At 46.4% G+C, this 18810-nt stretch carries 21 protein-coding genes and 1 tRNA gene; 18 read left to right on the forward strand and 4 right to left on the reverse strand.

Features of this window, described 5'->3' with window-relative positions; all coding sequences use genetic code 11:
* The first annotated feature begins 70 nt into the window (after positions 1–70).
* The 13 genes from BBC0178_RS08875 to BBC0178_RS08925 all read left to right on the forward strand — a co-directional run bounded on the left by BBC0178_RS08875 (position 71) and on the right by BBC0178_RS08925 (position 9876).
* Positions 71–1099, forward strand: a complete 1029-nt coding sequence (locus BBC0178_RS08875) for a hypothetical protein (protein ID WP_078039891.1) — start codon at positions 71–73, stop codon at positions 1097–1099.
* A 250-nt stretch (positions 1100–1349) separates the two neighbouring features.
* Complete coding sequence (locus tag BBC0178_RS08880; RefSeq protein WP_078039892.1) at positions 1350–2468, forward strand: N4-gp56 family major capsid protein; 1119 nt, start codon at positions 1350–1352, stop codon at positions 2466–2468.
* A gap of 32 nt (positions 2469–2500) precedes the next feature.
* A complete protein-coding gene (locus BBC0178_RS08885) occupies positions 2501–2743 on the forward strand; it encodes a hypothetical protein (RefSeq protein WP_078039893.1) in 243 nt (80 codons plus the stop codon).
* Positions 2740–2895, forward strand: coding sequence for a hypothetical protein (locus BBC0178_RS11865; protein ID WP_188317720.1), 156 nt, complete (start codon positions 2740–2742; stop codon positions 2893–2895). Before BBC0178_RS08885 ends, BBC0178_RS11865 begins: the two co-directional genes overlap by 4 nt.
* 4 nt (positions 2896–2899) lie before the next feature.
* Positions 2900–3595, forward strand: a complete 696-nt coding sequence (locus BBC0178_RS08890; RefSeq protein WP_225868306.1) for a phage adaptor protein — start codon at positions 2900–2902, stop codon at positions 3593–3595.
* Positions 3596–5062, forward strand: coding sequence for a hypothetical protein (locus BBC0178_RS08895; RefSeq protein ID WP_078039894.1), 1467 nt, complete (start codon positions 3596–3598; stop codon positions 5060–5062).
* Positions 5059–5502, forward strand: coding sequence for a hypothetical protein (locus tag BBC0178_RS08900; protein WP_078039895.1), 444 nt, complete (start codon positions 5059–5061; stop codon positions 5500–5502). The genes BBC0178_RS08895 and BBC0178_RS08900 overlap by 4 nt, the downstream gene beginning before the upstream one ends.
* Positions 5489–6538 (forward strand): tail fiber domain-containing protein, encoded by a 1050-nt coding sequence (locus tag BBC0178_RS08905; protein ID WP_078039896.1) that lies wholly within the window; start codon positions 5489–5491, stop codon positions 6536–6538. The genes BBC0178_RS08900 and BBC0178_RS08905 overlap by 14 nt, the downstream gene beginning before the upstream one ends.
* A 182-nt stretch (positions 6539–6720) precedes the next feature.
* On the forward strand, positions 6721–7116 hold the full coding sequence (locus BBC0178_RS08910) for a hypothetical protein (protein WP_149867470.1): 396 nt from the start codon (positions 6721–6723) through the stop codon (positions 7114–7116).
* Positions 7113–8054 carry a tail fiber protein gene (locus BBC0178_RS08915; RefSeq protein WP_078039898.1) on the forward strand — a complete coding sequence of 314 codons (942 nt, stop codon included), beginning with the start codon at positions 7113–7115 and terminating at the stop codon, positions 8052–8054. Before BBC0178_RS08910 ends, BBC0178_RS08915 begins: the two co-directional genes overlap by 4 nt.
* A gap of 3 nt (positions 8055–8057) precedes the next feature.
* A complete protein-coding gene (locus BBC0178_RS11870) occupies positions 8058–8225 on the forward strand; it encodes a hypothetical protein (protein WP_178391754.1) in 168 nt (55 codons plus the stop codon).
* Positions 8226–9257, forward strand: coding sequence for a hypothetical protein (locus tag BBC0178_RS08920; protein ID WP_078039899.1), 1032 nt, complete (start codon positions 8226–8228; stop codon positions 9255–9257).
* 1 nt (position 9258) lies between these two features.
* Positions 9259–9876, forward strand: coding sequence for a hypothetical protein (locus tag BBC0178_RS08925; RefSeq protein ID WP_078039900.1), 618 nt, complete (start codon positions 9259–9261; stop codon positions 9874–9876).
* 79 nt (positions 9877–9955) lie between these two features.
* Here the strand turns inward: BBC0178_RS08925 and BBC0178_RS08930 are convergent, their stop codons facing one another.
* Complete coding sequence (locus BBC0178_RS08930; protein WP_078039901.1) at positions 9956–10249, reverse strand: hypothetical protein; 294 nt, start codon at positions 10247–10249, stop codon at positions 9956–9958.
* Between the two features lie 284 nt (positions 10250–10533).
* Between BBC0178_RS08930 and BBC0178_RS08935 the strand changes: the two genes are divergently transcribed.
* From BBC0178_RS08935 to BBC0178_RS08945, 3 genes are all read left to right on the forward strand, one after another.
* Positions 10534–11199: a lysozyme gene (locus tag BBC0178_RS08935; RefSeq protein WP_078039902.1), complete on the forward strand. Its 666-nt coding sequence runs from the start codon at positions 10534–10536 to the stop codon at positions 11197–11199.
* Positions 11196–11462, forward strand: coding sequence for a hypothetical protein (locus BBC0178_RS11875; RefSeq protein ID WP_078039903.1), 267 nt, complete (start codon positions 11196–11198; stop codon positions 11460–11462). Before BBC0178_RS08935 ends, BBC0178_RS11875 begins: the two co-directional genes overlap by 4 nt.
* A gap of 469 nt (positions 11463–11931) precedes the next feature.
* A complete protein-coding gene (locus BBC0178_RS08945) occupies positions 11932–12276 on the forward strand; it encodes a hypothetical protein (RefSeq protein WP_078039904.1) in 345 nt (114 codons plus the stop codon).
* A 122-nt stretch (positions 12277–12398) separates the two neighbouring features.
* Here the strand turns inward: BBC0178_RS08945 and BBC0178_RS08950 are convergent, their stop codons facing one another.
* Together BBC0178_RS08950 and BBC0178_RS08960 are read right to left on the reverse strand one after the other, a co-directional pair.
* On the reverse strand, positions 12399–12611 hold the full coding sequence (locus BBC0178_RS08950; protein WP_078039905.1) for a hypothetical protein: 213 nt from the start codon (positions 12609–12611) through the stop codon (positions 12399–12401).
* 1780 nt (positions 12612–14391) lie between these two features.
* Positions 14392–14468 (reverse strand) — tRNA-Pro (locus BBC0178_RS08960).
* Positions 14469–15044: 576 nt separating this feature from the next.
* Between BBC0178_RS08960 and BBC0178_RS08970 the strand changes: the two genes are divergently transcribed.
* Positions 15045–17306 (forward strand): AGE family epimerase/isomerase, encoded by a 2262-nt coding sequence (locus BBC0178_RS08970; protein WP_078039908.1) that lies wholly within the window; start codon positions 15045–15047, stop codon positions 17304–17306.
* A gap of 235 nt (positions 17307–17541) precedes the next feature.
* Here the strand turns inward: BBC0178_RS08970 and BBC0178_RS08975 are convergent, their stop codons facing one another.
* On the reverse strand, positions 17542–17808 hold the full coding sequence (locus tag BBC0178_RS08975; protein ID WP_075914030.1) for a hypothetical protein: 267 nt from the start codon (positions 17806–17808) through the stop codon (positions 17542–17544).
* A gap of 558 nt (positions 17809–18366) precedes the next feature.
* Between BBC0178_RS08975 and BBC0178_RS08985 the strand changes: the two genes are divergently transcribed.
* Positions 18367–18702 (forward strand): YdcA family protein, encoded by a 336-nt coding sequence (locus tag BBC0178_RS08985; RefSeq protein ID WP_078039910.1) that lies wholly within the window; start codon positions 18367–18369, stop codon positions 18700–18702.
* The last annotated feature ends 108 nt before the right edge of the window (positions 18703–18810 follow it).

Consider the following 18810-nt stretch of genomic DNA (forward strand, 5'->3'; position numbering starts at 1 on the left):
CGCCTCAAGCATCGGCGTTTTGATGCTCTGCTGCCCGTTTTTTTAAAGGGCATGTTTAAAGGATAAATTTATGGATATTGCACCCGAATTTTCACCGGAAGAACAGGATGTTCTCGGCCACCAAAACACCGACAATGAAAGCTTTGACGATGAAACAGCCTTACCGGAAAATTTTTCCGACAGTAATACTATGACCGGACCTTCCGGAAGTCAGGAAGGGGAACATGAAAAACCGGTAGCGGAAGAGGAAGACGAAAGAACAGCAAAAGCGCGAAACCATATGGTTCCGCATGGTGCACTTCACGCTGAAAGGGAAGAGCGCAAGAAAGCGCAAGCCGAGGCAGCAGAGGCAAAAGCCAAACTTGCCCGCATTGAAGAACGTTTCAAAATTGCGCGCGAATTCACGGAAAATCATGCCGGAAACGAAAGCTTTTCACTGTTAAAACAGCCACGACCAGAAGCGCCCGACCCGGAAAAAGATTTTGTCGGCTATGTCAAATGGATTGGCGCCAGATTGCAAAACGAGGAAGCCGAAAGACAAAAGAGAGAAGCCGAAGAGCGGCAATCTATCAAAGCCGCAAGAGAACAGGAAGCGGTCAAAGATTATTTCGCCACGTCTGTAACCGCACTTAAAGCCGAACTGCCGGATTTCGACGAGGCGGCCGATTTTCTTTATGAAGCACGGGTAAACCAGTTGAAGGCGCTCGCCGATGCTTACCCTGCTTTTAAAAGTGCCGATGCGATCAATGCGCAGATTGGCAACGAGCTTGCGGCCATTGTTAAAGGCGCTTTGGAAAGCGGCACAAATCCGGCGCAAACAATTTATAATTATGCAAAAAATATCGGCTTCAAGGCGAAATCTATAGCGGGGGGTGACATTGCCGCAATGCGCGCCAAAAAAAACGCTGCACGCACGCTTACCGCATCGAACGGGCGCGCTATTGCCGACCCTATTAGCCTTGAAGCCATAGATGCCATGAGCGACCGGCAATTTGCCGAGTGGATTTCCAATCCGCGAAATGAAAGAGCCTTCAACATTCTGATGAAGGGGAATAAGGCTTTTTGCAAAATAAGGCTTTTTGCACAAGCCTGTTTTTAAAGCTGATTTGAGAGACTTCTGTTTCAGAAGCTTGAGCTTTAAAAACCACCGCTTGCAAAAGATGGGGCGTCTAAAACGTTGAATTAGATTTGTGCCGGTTTGTTTTGAAACTTTCACCTTTTTCTTTTGCGGATTTTCGTTTGAAATGGACGTTATCATTTTCACCCACCGGAGGTTTTCCGGTTTCGTTGGTTCGCTCGCGTTAAAGCGACAAAAAGCTTGAAAATCAATTGAATTTTAGGAGGCCATAATGGCTATTACATCCATCGGGGTGAACGACCCTCTGGCTGTTCGTGCCTGGTCGAAGAAACTTGCCGTCGAAGTATCGAAAGCTACCGAGATTGCGCCTTTGATCGGAACCGACACCAACAGCATTATCCAGCTTAAAGACGAAACCCAGAAAGGCGCGGGTGATACTGTCCGTTTCGGCTTGCGCACCCAGTTGACGGGCGAAGGCGTTTCGGAAGGGGTTAAACTGGAAGGCAATGAAGAAGCTCTTTCAACCTTGAACGATGCTGTTATCATCAATGAACTTGCCCATGCTGTGAGGGTGAAAAACGAGGGCACAATCGACCAGCAGCGCGTGCTTTTCGATTTGCGCAGCGAAGCCAAGGACGGTTTGACCGACTGGTATGCCGACCGTTTGTCGCTCATGTTTTTTACCCATGTTTGCGGCTATACGGCTACACAAATGAACTTTGAAGGGCGCACCATTTCATTGTCGCCGGTGCATTACGGTTTCAATGAGCCGACAGCCCCGACCGACAAGCGCATTATTCGCCCGAATGGCAAAACCACTGACGAAAGCCTTGACGAAAAAGATGTGTTCAATCTTTCGCTGGTTGATAAAGCGGTGGAGCGGGCAAAACTTGCCAATCCGCGTTTGCGCCCTGTGCGTGTCGAGGGGGACAGTGTTTATGTGCTTTACCTGCACCCGACACAGGTGACGGCACTGCGCACCAACACGGCAACCGGCCAATGGCTTGATATTCAAAAAGCGGCCTATCAGGGTTCGCGCGCCAAAAACCCGATTTTTGACGGCTCGCTCGGCATGTATAACGGGGTGGTTCTGCGTGAAGCCGAACATATTACCGAAGGTGTCAATTCTGCCGACCCGACCACGCCTGTTTCAAACACCCGCCGTGCGGTGCTTTTGGGTGCACAGGCTTCCATTGTGGCTTTCGGCAAGGACCGCGGACCAACGCGCTACAAACTGGTTGAAGAATTCTTCGACTATGAACGCGAACTCGGTGTTGCAGCAAAAACCCTGATCGGTATGAAGAAAACAAACTTCAAACTGAAAGACAGCACTGTCGGCGAACAGGATTTTGCAACCATCGTTATTTCAACCTATGCCGAGCCGCTTTAAAACGGCATTTGAAACAGAAGGAAAAGGGGCAAATGCTCCTTTTCTTCTTCAATGCGCTGTTAAAGCCGCGTTTTCCCCCTTCCCGAATTTTTAAAAAACCGGTGATTTTGAAAGAGACGAAAAAAATGACCCGTGCTTATTCTATAGACACGCCTTCAAGCGACGATACCGACTGGATACTTCTCGATTTTGATGAGCCTGACGCTGAAAGCCGTAAGGTGCGAGATAAAAAAACCACACCCCTTTCCCGAAAACCGGCAAAAAAGCGAGAATGAAAAAACCGCAAGCGGAAACCGGAAGCACATCTCGAAACACTGCCGAAAAAGCCGGAAAATTGAAAGCCGTCAATTTGAAGACCGCAAGCGGCAAAAAACGGCGGAGAACACGCAACCCGAACTCGAAGAAAAACCGGAAAACAAAGGTTTAATATTATGGCCATAATCATTACCACTGCCGGGCCGATGACAAGTCTTCCCACGCCTCTCCAGCCGAAAAACAAAAACTTTTCGGATATGATTGCCGTTATTCAGGATGAAATTGATGATACGACAAATGAATATTTTAGCCAGATTCAGGAAGCAATCTATTCTTCTATCCGCTTTTCAGCACGAGAACCGCTTTATTTCAATGAAACGCGCGATATTACCTTTTTGACGACTAAAAATCAGGAATGGTATGGCGCAACAACCGAAAAGGCGATTGCAAGTGCGGCCGGTATCCGCTTTGTCTTTCTTGAAAAATCTAATGGCAACGCAAAAAGGCTTAACCTCAATTCCCCGCAGGAACTTGAAAGCGCGGGTTCAGCCCATGGCGAACCTTATGCCTATTGTTATTTTGGGAAAAAGTTGCGGCTCTTTCCCTGCCCTGACAAGGTTTACAAAATAAGGCTGATGATCGAGCCCTACCGGCTTGAAGAAGTTTTGAAGGCCGATGAGGAAAGCCCTTGGTTTCTCGATGCGTTCGACCTCATCAAAGCGCGGGCAAAATACGAGCTTTATAAAGATATTTTGAAAGATGCCGAAATGGCTCGAACAGCCTTTAACGATTTTAACGAGCAGCTTTCAGCGCTTAAAGCGGAAACCTCGCGGCGCAATGGTAGCGGCAAAATCAAAGCAACGGTGTTTTAAATGACATTTTTATCGATAGCCGAATATCGCCCCGACATTGCCGATATCAATAGCGACTATAGCGATGATATATTGAATGTTTTGCCGGCAGACGGCAGTTATATTCCAATGCCCGGCTTCAAAGCCTTTTCCAAACCGTTTCCGGAAAAGCCTTATGGAGCCTATGCCGCGCGGTCGCTTGACGGAACAACCTCGGTTTTTGCGGGAACTGCAACCAAACTTTTTGTCCTCGACAATACCGATCTTTCCTGGCGCGACATCACGCAAACGGGAAAAGCCTATTCCGCTTCCGATGAAGCGCGTTGGTCTTTTGCGTCGTTCGGCAATTTCATTATTGCGGTCAACAAAAACGACCCGCCACAGGTTTTCGAGCTGAACCGTTCGGCAAAATTCCGCAATCTTGGCGGCAATCCGCCACGGGCGGGAGCTGTCAAAGTGTGGGGCGATTTTGTTTGTCTCATGCAATTGCCGGATAATCCCAACCGCGTTTACTGGTCGGGCCTTAATGATGCGGAATTCTGGACGGTTGGAGAAAAGTCTTGCGACTATCAGGATTTTCCGGATGGGGGCAGTGTTCAAGGCTCGAGCGAAGCGACGAACCCGATTATTTTTTTACAATCGGCGATTTATCGTGGCACATTCATTCCCGGTTCCGACATTATATTTTCTTTCCAGAAAATTCATGACAAACGCGGAGCCAAATCATCCAATTCGATCAGCAGTCGCGGCGAATTTTCCTTTTATGCCGATGAAGGCGGATTTTTCCAGATTACCAGCGATGGCGCGGTGACACCTATCGGCTTTGAAAAAATCGACCGCTCGGTCTTTACCCGCATGAATGCCAATAATCTTGCCGAGATGTTCTGTGCAATCGACCCTTTCTATAACCGCGTTTATTGGGCAATGGATTATAACGGTTCGGGCGTGATGAACGAATTGATGGTTTATGACTGGGGCCTACAAAAATGGACGGTTATCAACATTGCGGCAAGCAGTATTATGCCGATTTATACAAGCGGTTACACACTGGACGGGCTTGATAATATTTCAACTATTCTGGAAAATTTGCCATTTTCGCTGGATAGCAAAATCTGGCAAGGTGGCGCGCCCATTCTTGGCGCTTTTTCCATGGATTACCGTTTGGGCTCCTTTTCGGGAGAAGCAATGGAGGCAATTGTTTCCTCGCAGGAAATTGCAGCCACCAATGGTGATATAAACCGGCTGGAAAATGTTATTGCACAAATAGACACGAATGAAGCCTTGCTTGCAATCGGTGCAAGAATGCGGAGAAACCCGCAAGAACCGGTAAAATGGTCAGGTGAAAAAAGCCCCTCTTACAATACCGGCCGTTACCATGGCCGCTCGCGGGCGCGGTTTCACAAATTTCGCCTGCGTGTTCCGGCGGGGGAAAAATGGTCGCATATCGCGGGCTTCAATGTCGATTTTACAAGAGCCGGAAAAAGATGAGCTATCAAATCTATCTCACGGAAAACTGGCCTTATGAACGGATAAAACGCTATAGCGGCGATCTTACAGAGGCGATGAAGAAAATCGCCCGTCGTTTTCCCGATGACATATCGTTTCAAACAATGGCAGAAGAAATTGCAAGTGGCGAGCGGCAATTATGGATCATTGTTGACGAGAAAGAGAACTTTGTCGCCTTCGTCACCTCGCATATCGAAATTCTGGCGAGCGGGAAAAAACGTGTCGAACTCCTCGAACTTGCCGGTCACGGGGGCGAAAAAATAGCCGATATGATCGAACCGATAGAAGAATGGGCAAAAACCATCGGTGCATCCGAAATTTGCCCGATTGGTCGCATCGGCTGGTCAAAAATCATGCGCGCACATGGCTATCGGCCAAGCGTGGTCAAATATCGAAAGGAATTGAACAATGGGCGGAAGTAGCGGAAAAGGCGGAAAAACAAAGCAAACCAAAACCGAGACATCAGCCCCGCCGGAATGGGCAGCACCACTCTTCAAGCGCTCGGCCAAAGATGCCATGGACCTTTATAATTCCGGTCAGGGTGGCAATGTTTATCAAGGCTCGCGGGTGGCCGATTTAAGTGAGGTAACAAAAAATGCCATTAGCGGGCTTGGAAACGCCACCGCCAATTATGGCAACAGCTATTTGCAAGGCCTTGCAGGCGGCAAAAATGCGAGTGGCCAGAACCTTGCCGATATGGCTTCAGGAAAAATGGTGGGGGCAAACACAGCCTATAATCAGGCTTTACAAAACACACTTGATAACACCGCCAATACCATCAACAGTCAAATGAGCGGTGCCGGGCGCTATGGTTCGGGCGCCCATAGCGGCGTTCTGTCGCGTGGATTGGGACAGGCTGCAACAACTGCCCTTTCCAACCAGTATAATCAGGATGTTGGAAATATGCTCAATGCCAACGAGCTTATCGACAGGGCAAACAATAACCAGCTTTCGGCCGCAAGCAATTATTTTCAAGGGCAAGGCAATAATCTTCTTAATGCTTTGAAAGGCGGCACAATCCTTGACCAGAACAACCAGCAAAAACTTGATGCAGCACGTGACCAATGGAATGAAGAAGATAATCGCGGCTGGAACCGGCTTGCCATGCTTTTAAGTGCGGCTCAAGGTGCGGCAGGAAATTACGGAACGTCAAGCGGAACGCAAACAACAAGACAACAGAATGGTGCGCTCACCACAATAGGAAACGGTTTGGGTGCGCTGTCATCGCTTTTTGGTCTCTCGGATGAACGCACAAAAGAAAATATCCGCTATGCGGGCAAACGCAACGGCTACAATGTCTATGATTTTAACTATATCGGAAGGACTGAGCGCTATCGCGGTGTTATCGCACAAGAAATCCTTAAAACCGACCCCGATAAAGTTGTGATCCAACCCGAAAGCGGGTTGTTAATGGTCAATTACAACAAGCTCGGATTTGATATGGAAAGGCTTCTTTGAAGAAAAGCCATTCGGGCGTTTCAAATGCCTTTCCGTGAAAAGAGGCCAAATAGCTTAACGCCCTGCCGCTCGAGCATGAGCCTCATAAATTCAACGACAAATCAGTCAAAAGACATTGCGTGACCATTCCGGAAAAAACCGGAAGCGCGAAGGAAAAATTGCACCCGAATGGAGGCCAATTCATGAATTCACATTCTTTTTTTAATTTTTGGGCTAACCGCCCGTCCAATAACAATGCGCCTGTGTTCGGCTCGATTGGCCCCTTGGGTTTTGCCGGCCAAAACTTTAAAACCGGTTCATCTGCCCCTTCCCGTGTAGCGGGTGATAACAATAGAGGAACCCTTTCCAGCCCCACCACCGCTTACGGATTACTGGAAGACGGGCAAACGCAAAAAGGCCTTGAAAAAGGCGCTGCTTCACTTGCCAATGCATTGATCGCCCTCGGCAATGTTGACGCACCGCAGACAACCTCAATGCTACTAAAACCGGTGCGCGGCCCCTCGGCTGAACAATCGGAGGCACTTTTACGGCTTTTAAAAAACATGCAGCAGAAAACCAACAATGGGGGAATGTTATGAGTTCTATTTATGATTGGTCACTTTCGGCGGCAAGCAATGCCAATGCCGACAATATTATCAACTGGACAGAGGGGCAGCCGCCAAGCACAGTCAATAATTCCGCCCGTTCGATGATGCAACGTGTACGTGAATATATGTGCGATATTGGCGGCGATGTTAGCGTCGAAGGATCCTCTTCACGCATTGCCATTCAGTCGAAAACACCGGTAACTTCTTATATCAACGGCATAACATTGCGGTTTCGCGCTCTCGGTATGAATGTCGAGCAACCGATGATAAGCCTCAACAATATTGATTATAAGCCGGTTTTCAAGGCAACTTATCAGGGGGTAAAACCCTTGGAAAGTGGGGACATTCAGGCTGGAGCTCTCTATGAAATCGTCTTTTGCAGTTTATTGAACAACGGGAGCGGCGGCTGGTTTTTGTCGTCACCCACTCCTCAACAATCAACGCCGGCCGGTGTTATTTCAATGTTCGGTGCGCCGACAGCGCCTTCCGGATGGATACCCTGCGACGGACGCTTATTATCAAGAACACAATATGGCGCACTTTTTTCGGCTATCGGCGAATGGTGGGGAAAAGGCGACGGGCAAACAACCTTTGCCGTGCCGGATTTGCGCGGTGTGTTTCTACGCGGAACAGATGCCGGTAAGAATATCGACCCCAACCGTGCCTTTGCCTCTTTTCAGGATAGCCAGAACAAATCGCACAGCCATTCGGGCTCGGTCGGTGAAGCTGGCGAACACAACCACAGCTATACGACATGGAAGCGCAACAACGGAGGACCGGACGGCCAAAATGGCTGGGATTGGTATTCACAGATAACCGAAAACACGGCGATATCCGGAAAACACAGCCATAGTCTCAACATCAATGCCGACGGCGGCAATGAAGCGCGCCCGGTCAATATTGCCATTCAATATATTATCAAGGCTTGAACAATGGATGAACACCCTTTTGCAATATCCGGCATAAAAGAGCCGGAGAAAATCCGCATATTGATTTACGCGAATAATCAAATGGCGCATGTTGCCCTTTCCGCACTTCTTATGCCGTTACAGAACAAAATTACCGAACTCGACAACCGTTTGAAGAAACTGGGGGTTTAAATGGCTGTACCCTATCATACACACACTTTCGAAATTCCGACTGCAACGCCACAGGATATGGCAGCACGTGCTTCCAGTGACAAAGCCGTAACGCCTTCGGTTCTGGGTACGGCTGCAACAGCCGATAGAAGCGAATTTGCAACGGCCGAACAGGGCAAACGAGCCGATAGTGCCGTTCAACCTGAAACGCTCGGCACTTTGGCCAGAAAAAACAAAGTCGTTTTAACTGAAATTGAAACAAACGGTTTGCCTTCAAACACTACTTTTCTATCCGGCAATGGTTGGCAGACCCTTACCGGTGGCGGCGACATGACAGTTGCACTCTATGACCCGTCGGGTAAGCGAACCGACGCGTTCGATATGAGCAATATGAGAGAGGCGTCAAATGCCAAAATTATGACAGCCGACGAACGCGACAAAATTGCAAAACTGGACAAGACCTATCTTCCCAAAACCGGCGGCACGATTACCGGCAATCTCGATGTCAGCCAGGATTTGAAGGGGTGTCGATCACTTAAAACCAACGGATGGGTTTTGATAGAAAATGATGGAACAGACGATGTCAATCATTACGGCATAAGGCTGACTGTTCCCGAAAAAAAATCCGATCATACTGCGGAAATAACCTTGGGAGCGGCAGGAGAACTCCGCTTCGGAATGGCAAGTTCGCCTTCGGATTATGTGCTTCAATGTTATCAAAATGGTTACGTCCGTGTTCAAAGCGGTTTGATTGTTGGTGACAAGACAAATGTGAGGACTGATGGCAACATCCTTGGTTCAACCTGGACAAACGGAGACCTCTCCAGTCATATCGAAAGCCGCTGCGCTGCGTTTCAAAACGCATGCGTCACCGACAGCCGTGTTGACGGCTGGGTCGAGCTGAAGTCACCTACCTACGCATGGATGCATCTACCCAGTGGATATTTCGTAACATCGCTCAATCTAACTAATACCAATATATACGCTTTTGGTGGTCGCCAACCACAACTATTTATTGCAAATCGCGGATGGTTTGCTTTGGGAGGATGGTAAGATGAAAAATTTTGGCAAGCTCACGGCAACTCTTGAAGAAATCAAGCTCGGTGAAGATATCAAGGATGAAAAAGGCAATATCGTTCAGCCAGCTAACACTGTAAAAATCAACGTATTGAAAGATAAAGACGGAATTGAGTGGCACGATCTTTTCAAAAAATATCCGCATAAATTCTATATCACGGTTGATGACACAAAACACATTATTTCCATGACGGATGACCCTGAACTTTCGCAAATTGCAGGTTTTGATATTATCGGCATTGACGGGAATTATGGTGAAACATATGGTCCGGGCGGCAGTGTCTATGGCAAGCTATGGGACGGAGAAAAGATTGTTGCACCCCCACCCGTATTTCCGCCTTTAACAGCGCGGCAATTCTGGCAGGCGGCTCTTGCCATCGGGGTGAGAGAAGAAAACCTCACCACCGGTATAGCCAATAAGGATAGCCCTTTTTACATTGAAGATGAAGAGGAACGCGAAAGCGTACTCATTGATATTACCAAAGCGACAAGCTTTACCCGTGATTTTCCGCTTTTGAAAAAAATGGCCGAAGTCAACAAAATTCCGGATACGCAACTCGATACTTTATGGAATTGGGCGGCGAATATCCAATAAATATTGCAGTAAAACCGACTGAAAACCCCGCATCTTTTGCTTCGGTTTTATGGCCTCTTGGAAATAAAGCGTGGATGTTTTACTGCCGAAAAATTGCTTTGGCTTTTTTTATTTCTTCCTCGGTAAAAAGCGGATGCCATTTTTCGTTGTTTGCAACAAGCGATTCAACAGTCAAATCGAGCCGCCCCTTCTCGAATAGTTTGGAAAAACCGGTCGAAACCGAATTGGAATGTAGCAATTTTTTAGCAGCTTTAACGCCACCATTCCGTTCAACCATTTGTTTGAATCTGGGAAGTCTTATTCCAACTTCATGAAGAGTTTTATCATAAATAGCCAACATTTCTTTATGAAATTCATCTTCCAGACTTGCCATTAAATTCCCCTCCCGAATGAAACTGAACCAAGGCTTACAATATCATAAGCTGCCACCTTTTTTAAAAGAAAAACGTGACCAATTTTCATGTTTTTCACAAGCGATTGCGCTCTAAAGCAAACGGAACACGCTTCTAAATGAATTTATGGTTGCAGCGCATGAGCCGCGCCCACCTTATCCGGTTTTTTAACAAAAGCAAAAATTTACTTCATTGAATATTGAACCACAACCCCGCTTCTTGCGGGGTTTTTTATTGCCTTCATTTATCATTGATAGGAAACACCATGACACGACAAATAAGCCCCCACGGCCTTGAAAAACTGAAACAATGGGAAGGTCTCAAAACCAAAGCTTATAAGGATTCTGGCGGTGTGTGGACAATCGGCTATGGGCATACGGCCATGGCCGGTTCTCCAGTGCCGTATCAGGGCCAAGTCATTACTGCAGCCGAAGCGGAAAGCATTCTTTTGAAAGATCTTGTACAGTATGAAGCGGCGATCGAGAACAACGTAAAAGTCAAGCTCAACGACAACCAGTTTGCCGCTCTGGTCTCATTTGTTTACAATATCCCCCTTGCTTCGTTCAAGAAATCAAAGCTTCTTAAAAAATTGAACGCCGGCAATTTCAACGCGGTTCCGACCGAATTGATGAAATGGACAAAAGCGGGGGGCAAAAAAATTCAAGGCCTTGTCAACCGGCGGCGGGCCGAAGGGTATCTGTGGATGGAAGGCGCGTTCGTGACGTCCAAAGATGTCGTGCCTGAACAAAACACTGTTCATCCGGTGTTGAAACCGGAAGTGATCGGGCCGGTTATCAGTGCCGCTTCCGGCTTGACCGGTTTTGCCACCGGTTCGGGACCGTTCCAATGGGCGTTAGCAGTCGTCATAGTGATCGGCGTTGCAATTGGCAGTTTCTATTTTCTCAAACGGTTTAGAGAGGCGGAATTATGACAACATTCGAACGCCTGACTATCACCATTGCCATCATCATTGTCGTCATTTTTGCCGCCGTGTCCGGCGGTATTTTTATCGGTCAAGAGTTGCAAAAACAAAAGTCGCTTGCAGCCGCAAATGCGGCCTTTGAAAAGTCTCACGAGGTTGAAAATGAAGTTGAAGCTCTTACTCCCTATCAGCGCTGCCTTGCTGTTGGCGGGATGCCAGACGAATGCAAAATTCTCCTGCGCGGGTTGGACAAAACCACCCAGGGCAAATGATGCAGCGCGCCTTGTCGAAACAGAACCGGCAATAACCAAATGGATAATCTCGACTGATCGGTTTGGACAGAAACAGAAATGCTGGAAATGAAAAAGCTGATTATCACAATGCCAAGTGGCATTTATTAAAAGTCGATAAATTGGCGGCGCGTTGATGCCAATGTTTTATATTGTTTGTCTGAACAATCGGCAAGAAACACTGTGACAGAAAACCGAATGCCGTTTTCCAATAGAAGCCCTATCACCTATTTTATAACATATGAAATGCGGTGCTCTTCCAATAAATATCATTGATGAAAAATCCCGTCGGCATTCTATCTCTTGCAGAAAACAAACATTTTCGACTTATCGAAGTTCTTGTCCCTCTCTGTCGGCACAGCTTGCGCCCGCTTATCATAACATTCGCCGCCTAACTTGTGAGAGCGAACAATATTTTAATAGCGGCTCGCGCTTATCATGGACTAATCAAATGTCAGAAAACAATCCCCCACCCGACTGGCTTGCTTATCTTGTCAGGTTCGGGCTTCTTGCTCTTGCCGGTGCTTGCGGAAGTTTTTTAAGCCAGCTTAACGACGCTCCAAAAAAATGGCCGCAACGCGTAATGGAATGGGTTGGCGGTGCTTTATGCGCCATTTACGGAGCCGAGCTTGCCGCCAATACCCTTTCTCATTTGCTTGATAAATTCGACCTGATCGATGGTTCCTATGTTGTGCCGGAAAAATTTCTCGGCCTTGCCGGTTTTTTATGCGGTGCCTTGGGGGTGTCGATTATTGATAGTGTTATAGGCCTCTTGAGAAGAAAATTCAGTTCATAACCCGGTCTTCGCAACCAATCCTCATGCACCCGCTAAACCGGCCCTGAAACAAATCTGAAACAAAATGAAAGGTAGAACTCCAAAGCGGGGCTTAAGCGCCGTGGAGATAAAAAACGGCCAATCTAGTCAATCGGCAGTTTCGGTTTCCACCCCCGACCATAGCCGACAGACATAGCAGAAGCCGCAAGTTCGATTTGGTGGATAAGCATTTTCCGTTCTTCAAGCAAAGCTCTAATGAGGGCTTTTGCATCCCCGTCATAGGCTGCAATGAGGCCATCAATATCGTCTTCACAACTATCGTTTGAAACAGCTTTGCTCACTTTGCGCGACTCCATTTTTGTTCTCGTATTGTTCTTATTTTTCTAAAAAGAGTCAATTAAAAAATTGTTCAGACGAATAGTCCGAACGAACCTTTTATATAAATTATATGCGGTTGATGAACGTGGGTTTCAAGCCGCACTTCCTTTCCGGTTCAACTGCAAAATCCACTTTTTCCAAGAGAATTAAATTCTCATTATCAATGAGTTTTTCAACTTATTTTTCAATGAGTTGATAAAATGCAAATCAACGCAGACCGGAAACAGGATGCAGGCTTACGCTTATTTCCGGTTTGTTTGAGACCGCTTTGTTTTCCCGATTTTTCAGATAACCAAATGTGGAAAAAGAAAAATAATTAAACCTATTTTCCGTTACGAAAGGCATGAAGCAATTAGCTAACAGCAATCTCTGTCATGACAAGCTTCCACGGATGATTTTAGAATATCGGCGATAGAAAGAATAAGTTTCATGTCCATTCCTTTTATTTGAATAAATCCGGAATGTTCATAAAACCTCTTGGCTTTTTCGCCCACCACATCAACGACAACAGCACGGAAAGCAACAAGCCCTGAAGCGGAGATGACCAAAAGAAGGGCATTCGGGAAAAGCGCAGCCCCTTACCTTGGTGAGTTCTATCAACTGCCATGTATGCCAAGAAATACTACCGGAATTTCATCAGGTGCATGAGCCGCTTTGATTTTAAGAAGGCGCAAGAAACGCTTTTAATTAACAGATTAGCCGTGTTTTGAGCCAGAGGTTTGGAAGCGCCTCCGAAAAAAGAGGCGCTTCCAGTCTTTTAGTGTTTTTTCAAATAATCTGGTGGAAGTGTTTTTTTCTTCCCATCTTCCAGTCCAATTTTCTCTTTAGGTCTGTGGACACCACAACCTAATTTGATTTTTAGATCAGCCGAAATGAAAAAACATTTCGACCGAAAAAAACCGATGATCACTTCCGTAATAAAATGCGGTATAATAATAAAGTTTCTCCTTTTGAGAAAACTGCCGCAAAGAGTGGTCACATACAATTATAATAATTATTATATTACGTCTTGACATCATCAAAAATGGAGGATATCTATGATCATAATAATATTAGTTTGATCATAATTGTTAGACTAACGCTTTGCGTCAGTTTGGTTAAATTTACAATAAAGCTTTGGTTGCACCCGAGGCTTTATTGGCATTGGTTTAATTACCAATAGCCTTCCTGAAATAAACTAATATGGTAAGTGTGTCAATATAGGACAGACAATTTACATTTCCGTTAAAATGATATTGAGGAAATTAAATTTTTTGTGTTTTAATATCTTATCAACTATTTGAATCTCTTATAGAAAAGACCTTCTTCAAAAAAGAGAAATAGTGTCCGATTACTCAAATACAATATATTCTTTCGCTGAAATTTTTTAAGTTTAAAAACATTAATTTTCAAAAAAATAGAATGAGCCCGATATTTTTACCGAATCACTTCTTTTTTAGGCTGCAACTACAACTAACCAGAAACATTTTATTATAAGCTCGGCATGTCGTCTTCAGCTTGTGTTTTTCCGTCAAAGATATAGATAAAATATCCGGTTGTTCTGGCAGTCATGTTATTAGATTGGGTGCATTTTATTCGAGCGCGGGCATTTTTATTGACACGGTCGAGACTTATGAACCCTGACTTTTAAAACAATTATAGATGATAAAATCACACGCAAAACACAACAAAGTCACGCGCAAAGCACGATCGCTTGTTCGATGTTTTGAAACTTACAAAACTGAAGTTTTGTCGTTTAAAAATAATTTTAATGAAAAATGGTCGGAGTGAGAGGATTTGAACCTCCGACCCCCTCGTCCCGAACGAGGTGCGCTACCAGTCTGCGCTACACTCCGACTAACTGGTGTTGGCGGGCTTATACCGTTATGACAGACTTCTCGCAAGTGTTTTTTAAAAAAACCCGCTCAACAATTATTCATTTCCTGTCTGTTTTCCCTTCGCTCCTTGGCTTTCAATCGCCTTCTCCGGATCTGTTTTCCCCATATTGGCCCTCTTCCCCTCGTGCAACAGCGCCTTTGCTATAGTTTGCTTGAATTTTTTCACCGAAGCACGAGATTTTGCTGGTAGTGCGGGAGGTTTTTGCCGCTTTAAAATGCTTTCTTCCCACCTCCCGAAACTTCTGTTGCAAGTTTGGCCTATTTTTCCTCTTTTCCTGTTTTGTGAGCGTTCAGACGCTTTTCCCGTTTATCCAATCGGACAAAGATCACGCCGACAAGTTGCCCCAAAGACCAGTTTAAAAATACCTGCCGGTTCGCACAGCCATCGCCCCATCGCTTGAAAAGTCGCTCGACTATTAACGGTCGTTCTATTGGTTTATTATTTTTTATGCGGCGGGCGGCATTGACTTGACCTAAGCCAATGAAAAGCGATAGCAAGAATATGCTTTTTAAGTTCAAGCCGGAAAAGAAAAAATGGCCGAAAAAATCATCAGTTTCATAATGAGTGGCGGCGTTGGCACCCGCCTTTGGCCATTATCACGTGAAGATTTTCCAAAACAGTTTCATGACCTTTCCGGCAAAGGCTCGATGGTCTCCGGCACAGTCAAGCGTATGAATGCACGGCCAAGCGGCCACGGGCCGATTTTTCTGATTGCTTCGGAAGCTCATGAATACCGTTTGCGCCATGATATTGCCGGTTTGCCATTAAATGGCGGGCGCCCGATTTTTGAACCTTTGGGACGAAACACGGCGGCGGCTGTTGCTCTGGCAACAGCCATCACCCTTGCCGAATATGGTGACAGGCTCATTCTCGTTGCCCCATCAGACCATGAAATTTCAACCGATGACGATTTTTGGAAAACTGTCCACGAAGGGGAAGAAGCCGCAAGGAGCGGCCGCATTGTAGTTTTCGGAATTCATCCGGATAAGCCGGAAACCGGCTATGGCTATGTCGAAACAGGACAGGAAAAAAACGGCGTTTATGACGTTATCCGCTTTGTTGAAAAGCCGGACATTGAAACGGCCAAAAAATATTTGCAGTCGGGCAATTTTTTATGGAATTCGGGAATATTCCTTTTTTCTGCAGAAACTATGAAAAAAGCCTTTCTTGAATTCCAGCCGGAAATCTGGAACAAAACAGTCGCGGCACTGAAAAGCGCTCATACCGATATATCGGGCACATGGCTAAATTACGAGCATTATGCGGCAATCCCTTCCGATTCAGTTGATTATGCCATTATGGAGCATGTCAAAGACATTGCGCTTGTGCCTGCCCGCTTTCACTGGAATGATCTCGGCTCGTGGCAATCGCTTTTGAACCAGCAATCAAGCCCCACACCGCCTGATGAAAATGGTAATGTGATTATTGGCGATGTTGTGGCGATCAATTGCCATGGCAGCTATTTACGCTCGGAAGCAGGGTTACTATCGGCTGTCGGGCTTCACAATATGGCGGTTGTCGCAACGACAGACGCAACTTTTGTGGCTCCCGTCAAAGAAAGCCAGAATGTGCGCGACGTGGTGGCAACACTTGAAAAAGCCGGAAGGCTTGAAACCAAATTCACTCCCGCCGCCGATAAAATACCGCAAAGCGGCGCTTATCTCACCCGTGTCGAGCATTGGCTTTTTGATGAGGCGCTGCCGCTCTGGTCAACACGCGGGGTTGACGAAAAAGGCGGGTTTTATGAAGCCTTGGGCTTTGACGGAATGCCGGTATTGCGCGCCAAACGCATGCGCACAATGGCGCGCCAAATTTATGCTTTTGCCATGGCCGGTGAAATGGGCTGGGACGGCCCTTATAAAGAGCTGATTGACCACGGCCTTGAATTTATTGGCAAAAATGGCAGAACTGACCGCGGCGGTTGGGTTTTACAGCTTTCACAAGATGGCAAGGTCCTCAACGCAACCGAAGACAGTTACGATCAGGCTTGTGTATTACTGGCACTTGCCCACGCCCATCGTGTTGGCAATAAAAAAGCCTTGCCGCTTGCTATGGAAACCTTCTCTTTCATTGATCTTCATCTTGCCGATAAAAATGGCAAGGGCTTTTTTGAAAATGCCAAAACCGACGGAGAGAAAACATTTCGCCGTTCCAACCCGCATATGCATTTGTTTGAAAGTTTCATGGCCTGGTATGATGTGACTGGCGACAGAGATTATCTTGAACGGGCAGAACGCATTGTCGATCTTTTCAAGGAACATTTCTTTGATGAAGATAGCTGGACCCTTGCCGAATATTATGACAAGGACTGGCAAAGAGCTCCCGCTCCCGACGGTGACATTTGCGAACCCGGTCACCATTTTGAATGGTCGTCGCTGCTTGTCGATTTTTCGAAGAAAACCAATGACCGCAGCGTTATAAAACTTGCCAAAAAGCTTTATGCCTCGGCCATTGCCAATGGTTTGAACCGCAAGACGGGACTTGCCTATAACACGATTTCGCGCCACGGAATGCCGATCGACACCAATTCGAGAAGCTGGCCGCAAACCGAAGCGATCAAAGCAGCGCTTGCGCTTGATGGCAATGACGGGCCGGATCTGAAACCTGAAATTGAAGCGCGTGTGGGAAGGCTTTTCCGGTGGCATATCGACGCCGCCCCCAAAGGTTTATGGATTGACCTTATTTCGGAAAACGGCCGCGCCATTGCCGAAGATGTTCCGGCTTCCATTTTCTATCATATGATAACGGCTTTGACGCAATATCGGAAATTTGCCCAACACTGGAAGGTGGCTTAAAACCTCGCCGGTCATTTCGTTAAATCTGCCCTGCCCCATTCAACGCCGCTCATGGTTTTCATGTCACCCACCGAAAACAGGGGCAAGAATTGCCGCGTTTAAAACCGGACAATCCGGGCTCAGGCGGAAAAGTGTGAGATGCAAAATTCAGGAAAACAATAAAAACCCGTCCGGCGTATATCGCCAAACGGGCTTTGATCGGGGTTCCGGTTTATGATTATCTTACGACAACCTATCAATACCAATGAGGATGCGGGTGCCAGGGTCGCGGGCCATAATGGGGCCCATAATAGGGCGGCGGGGGCGGAGGCGGTGCCGGATAGAAGTGCCGGTGCTCGAAATAACGCCGATGCGGCGGATAGTGGTGATGATAGCGGTCATAATGATGACGATGACCGTTATCAATGATGATGACAGGATAAACATCAGCCTTAGCAGAAAGTGCACCAAAAAGCGGCACTGTCATTGCAAGGCTTAAAAGAAGAACAATCAGTTTTCTCATGCGAGATATCCTTTTAACGATTCTTGAGAATCATCTTATGCTTTGTTAGCTGAACTTATCCTGAACTTTTTGTTAATCTTGTGTTCATCTTCGCCTTGACGAGGAACAACCGATAAACCACTTCCCGAAAGGTGGTTCAAGCGGCTGCCCCAAAAAGTGTGAAACGGTTTTCGGTAAAGAGCCGCGATAACAAAAAAGCACGGTTTTTGGTGGAGAAGCATGTGATAAAGAAGTACGGTTTTCGGTAAAGAGCTGCGATAATGAAAGACCACGATTTTCGATGGAGAGCCATAGCAAACAACCGGTAATACCTTTTTAAAACCGGTTTCAACAACCGGCCAACTTTCGGACAAACACTTAAAGAACAAATGGTTGCGGCCAAAAAAATTTAAAAAAACCGGAACGGGTAAATAGTCCAGATAGCATTTGATAGCCACAACTATCTCGCGCACTATTGAAAAACTTCTGGCGATAGTCCCGCTTTTCTCCCGTCAAACTCGAAATTGATTGTAAAAAAATTATTTCGAGTATTACGATGATCGCACGGGGAATCTCGATATGAGATATATTTTGCTGATTTTCATTTTTTTCACAGCTTCATTTCCGGAACTTGCTGCGGCAAATACACCTTGTTCAGGCCGGAAAGGCGGCATTTCCCATTGTGTTGGCACAACCTTTATCTGTAATGACGGTTCAACCAGCGCATCGACCAAAGATTGTTCGGCCTATATGGGCGGCAGTTCAACAAACAGCCAGTCTCTCAAAAGCAGCCCGTCTTTTATGGAACCATCATCGGGAAATTGTTCTTGCCGATCGGGAACCTATTGCGTTGGCCCCAGAGGCGGACATTATTGCTATTCGGATAGCGGACGGAAAAACTACCTTCCCCATTGAAGGCAGTTCTTGAAAAATACAATGAATCCCGAAAACCGGCCGCAAAAATTGCGGATACGTCAAACCAAACACTTTTTAAAAAGGTCGTCCGGCAACCAAGCCGATTGT

The organism is Ditibartonella apihabitans, assembly GCF_002007485.1.
Taxonomy (GTDB): domain Bacteria; phylum Pseudomonadota; class Alphaproteobacteria; order Rhizobiales; family Rhizobiaceae; genus Bartonella; species Bartonella apihabitans.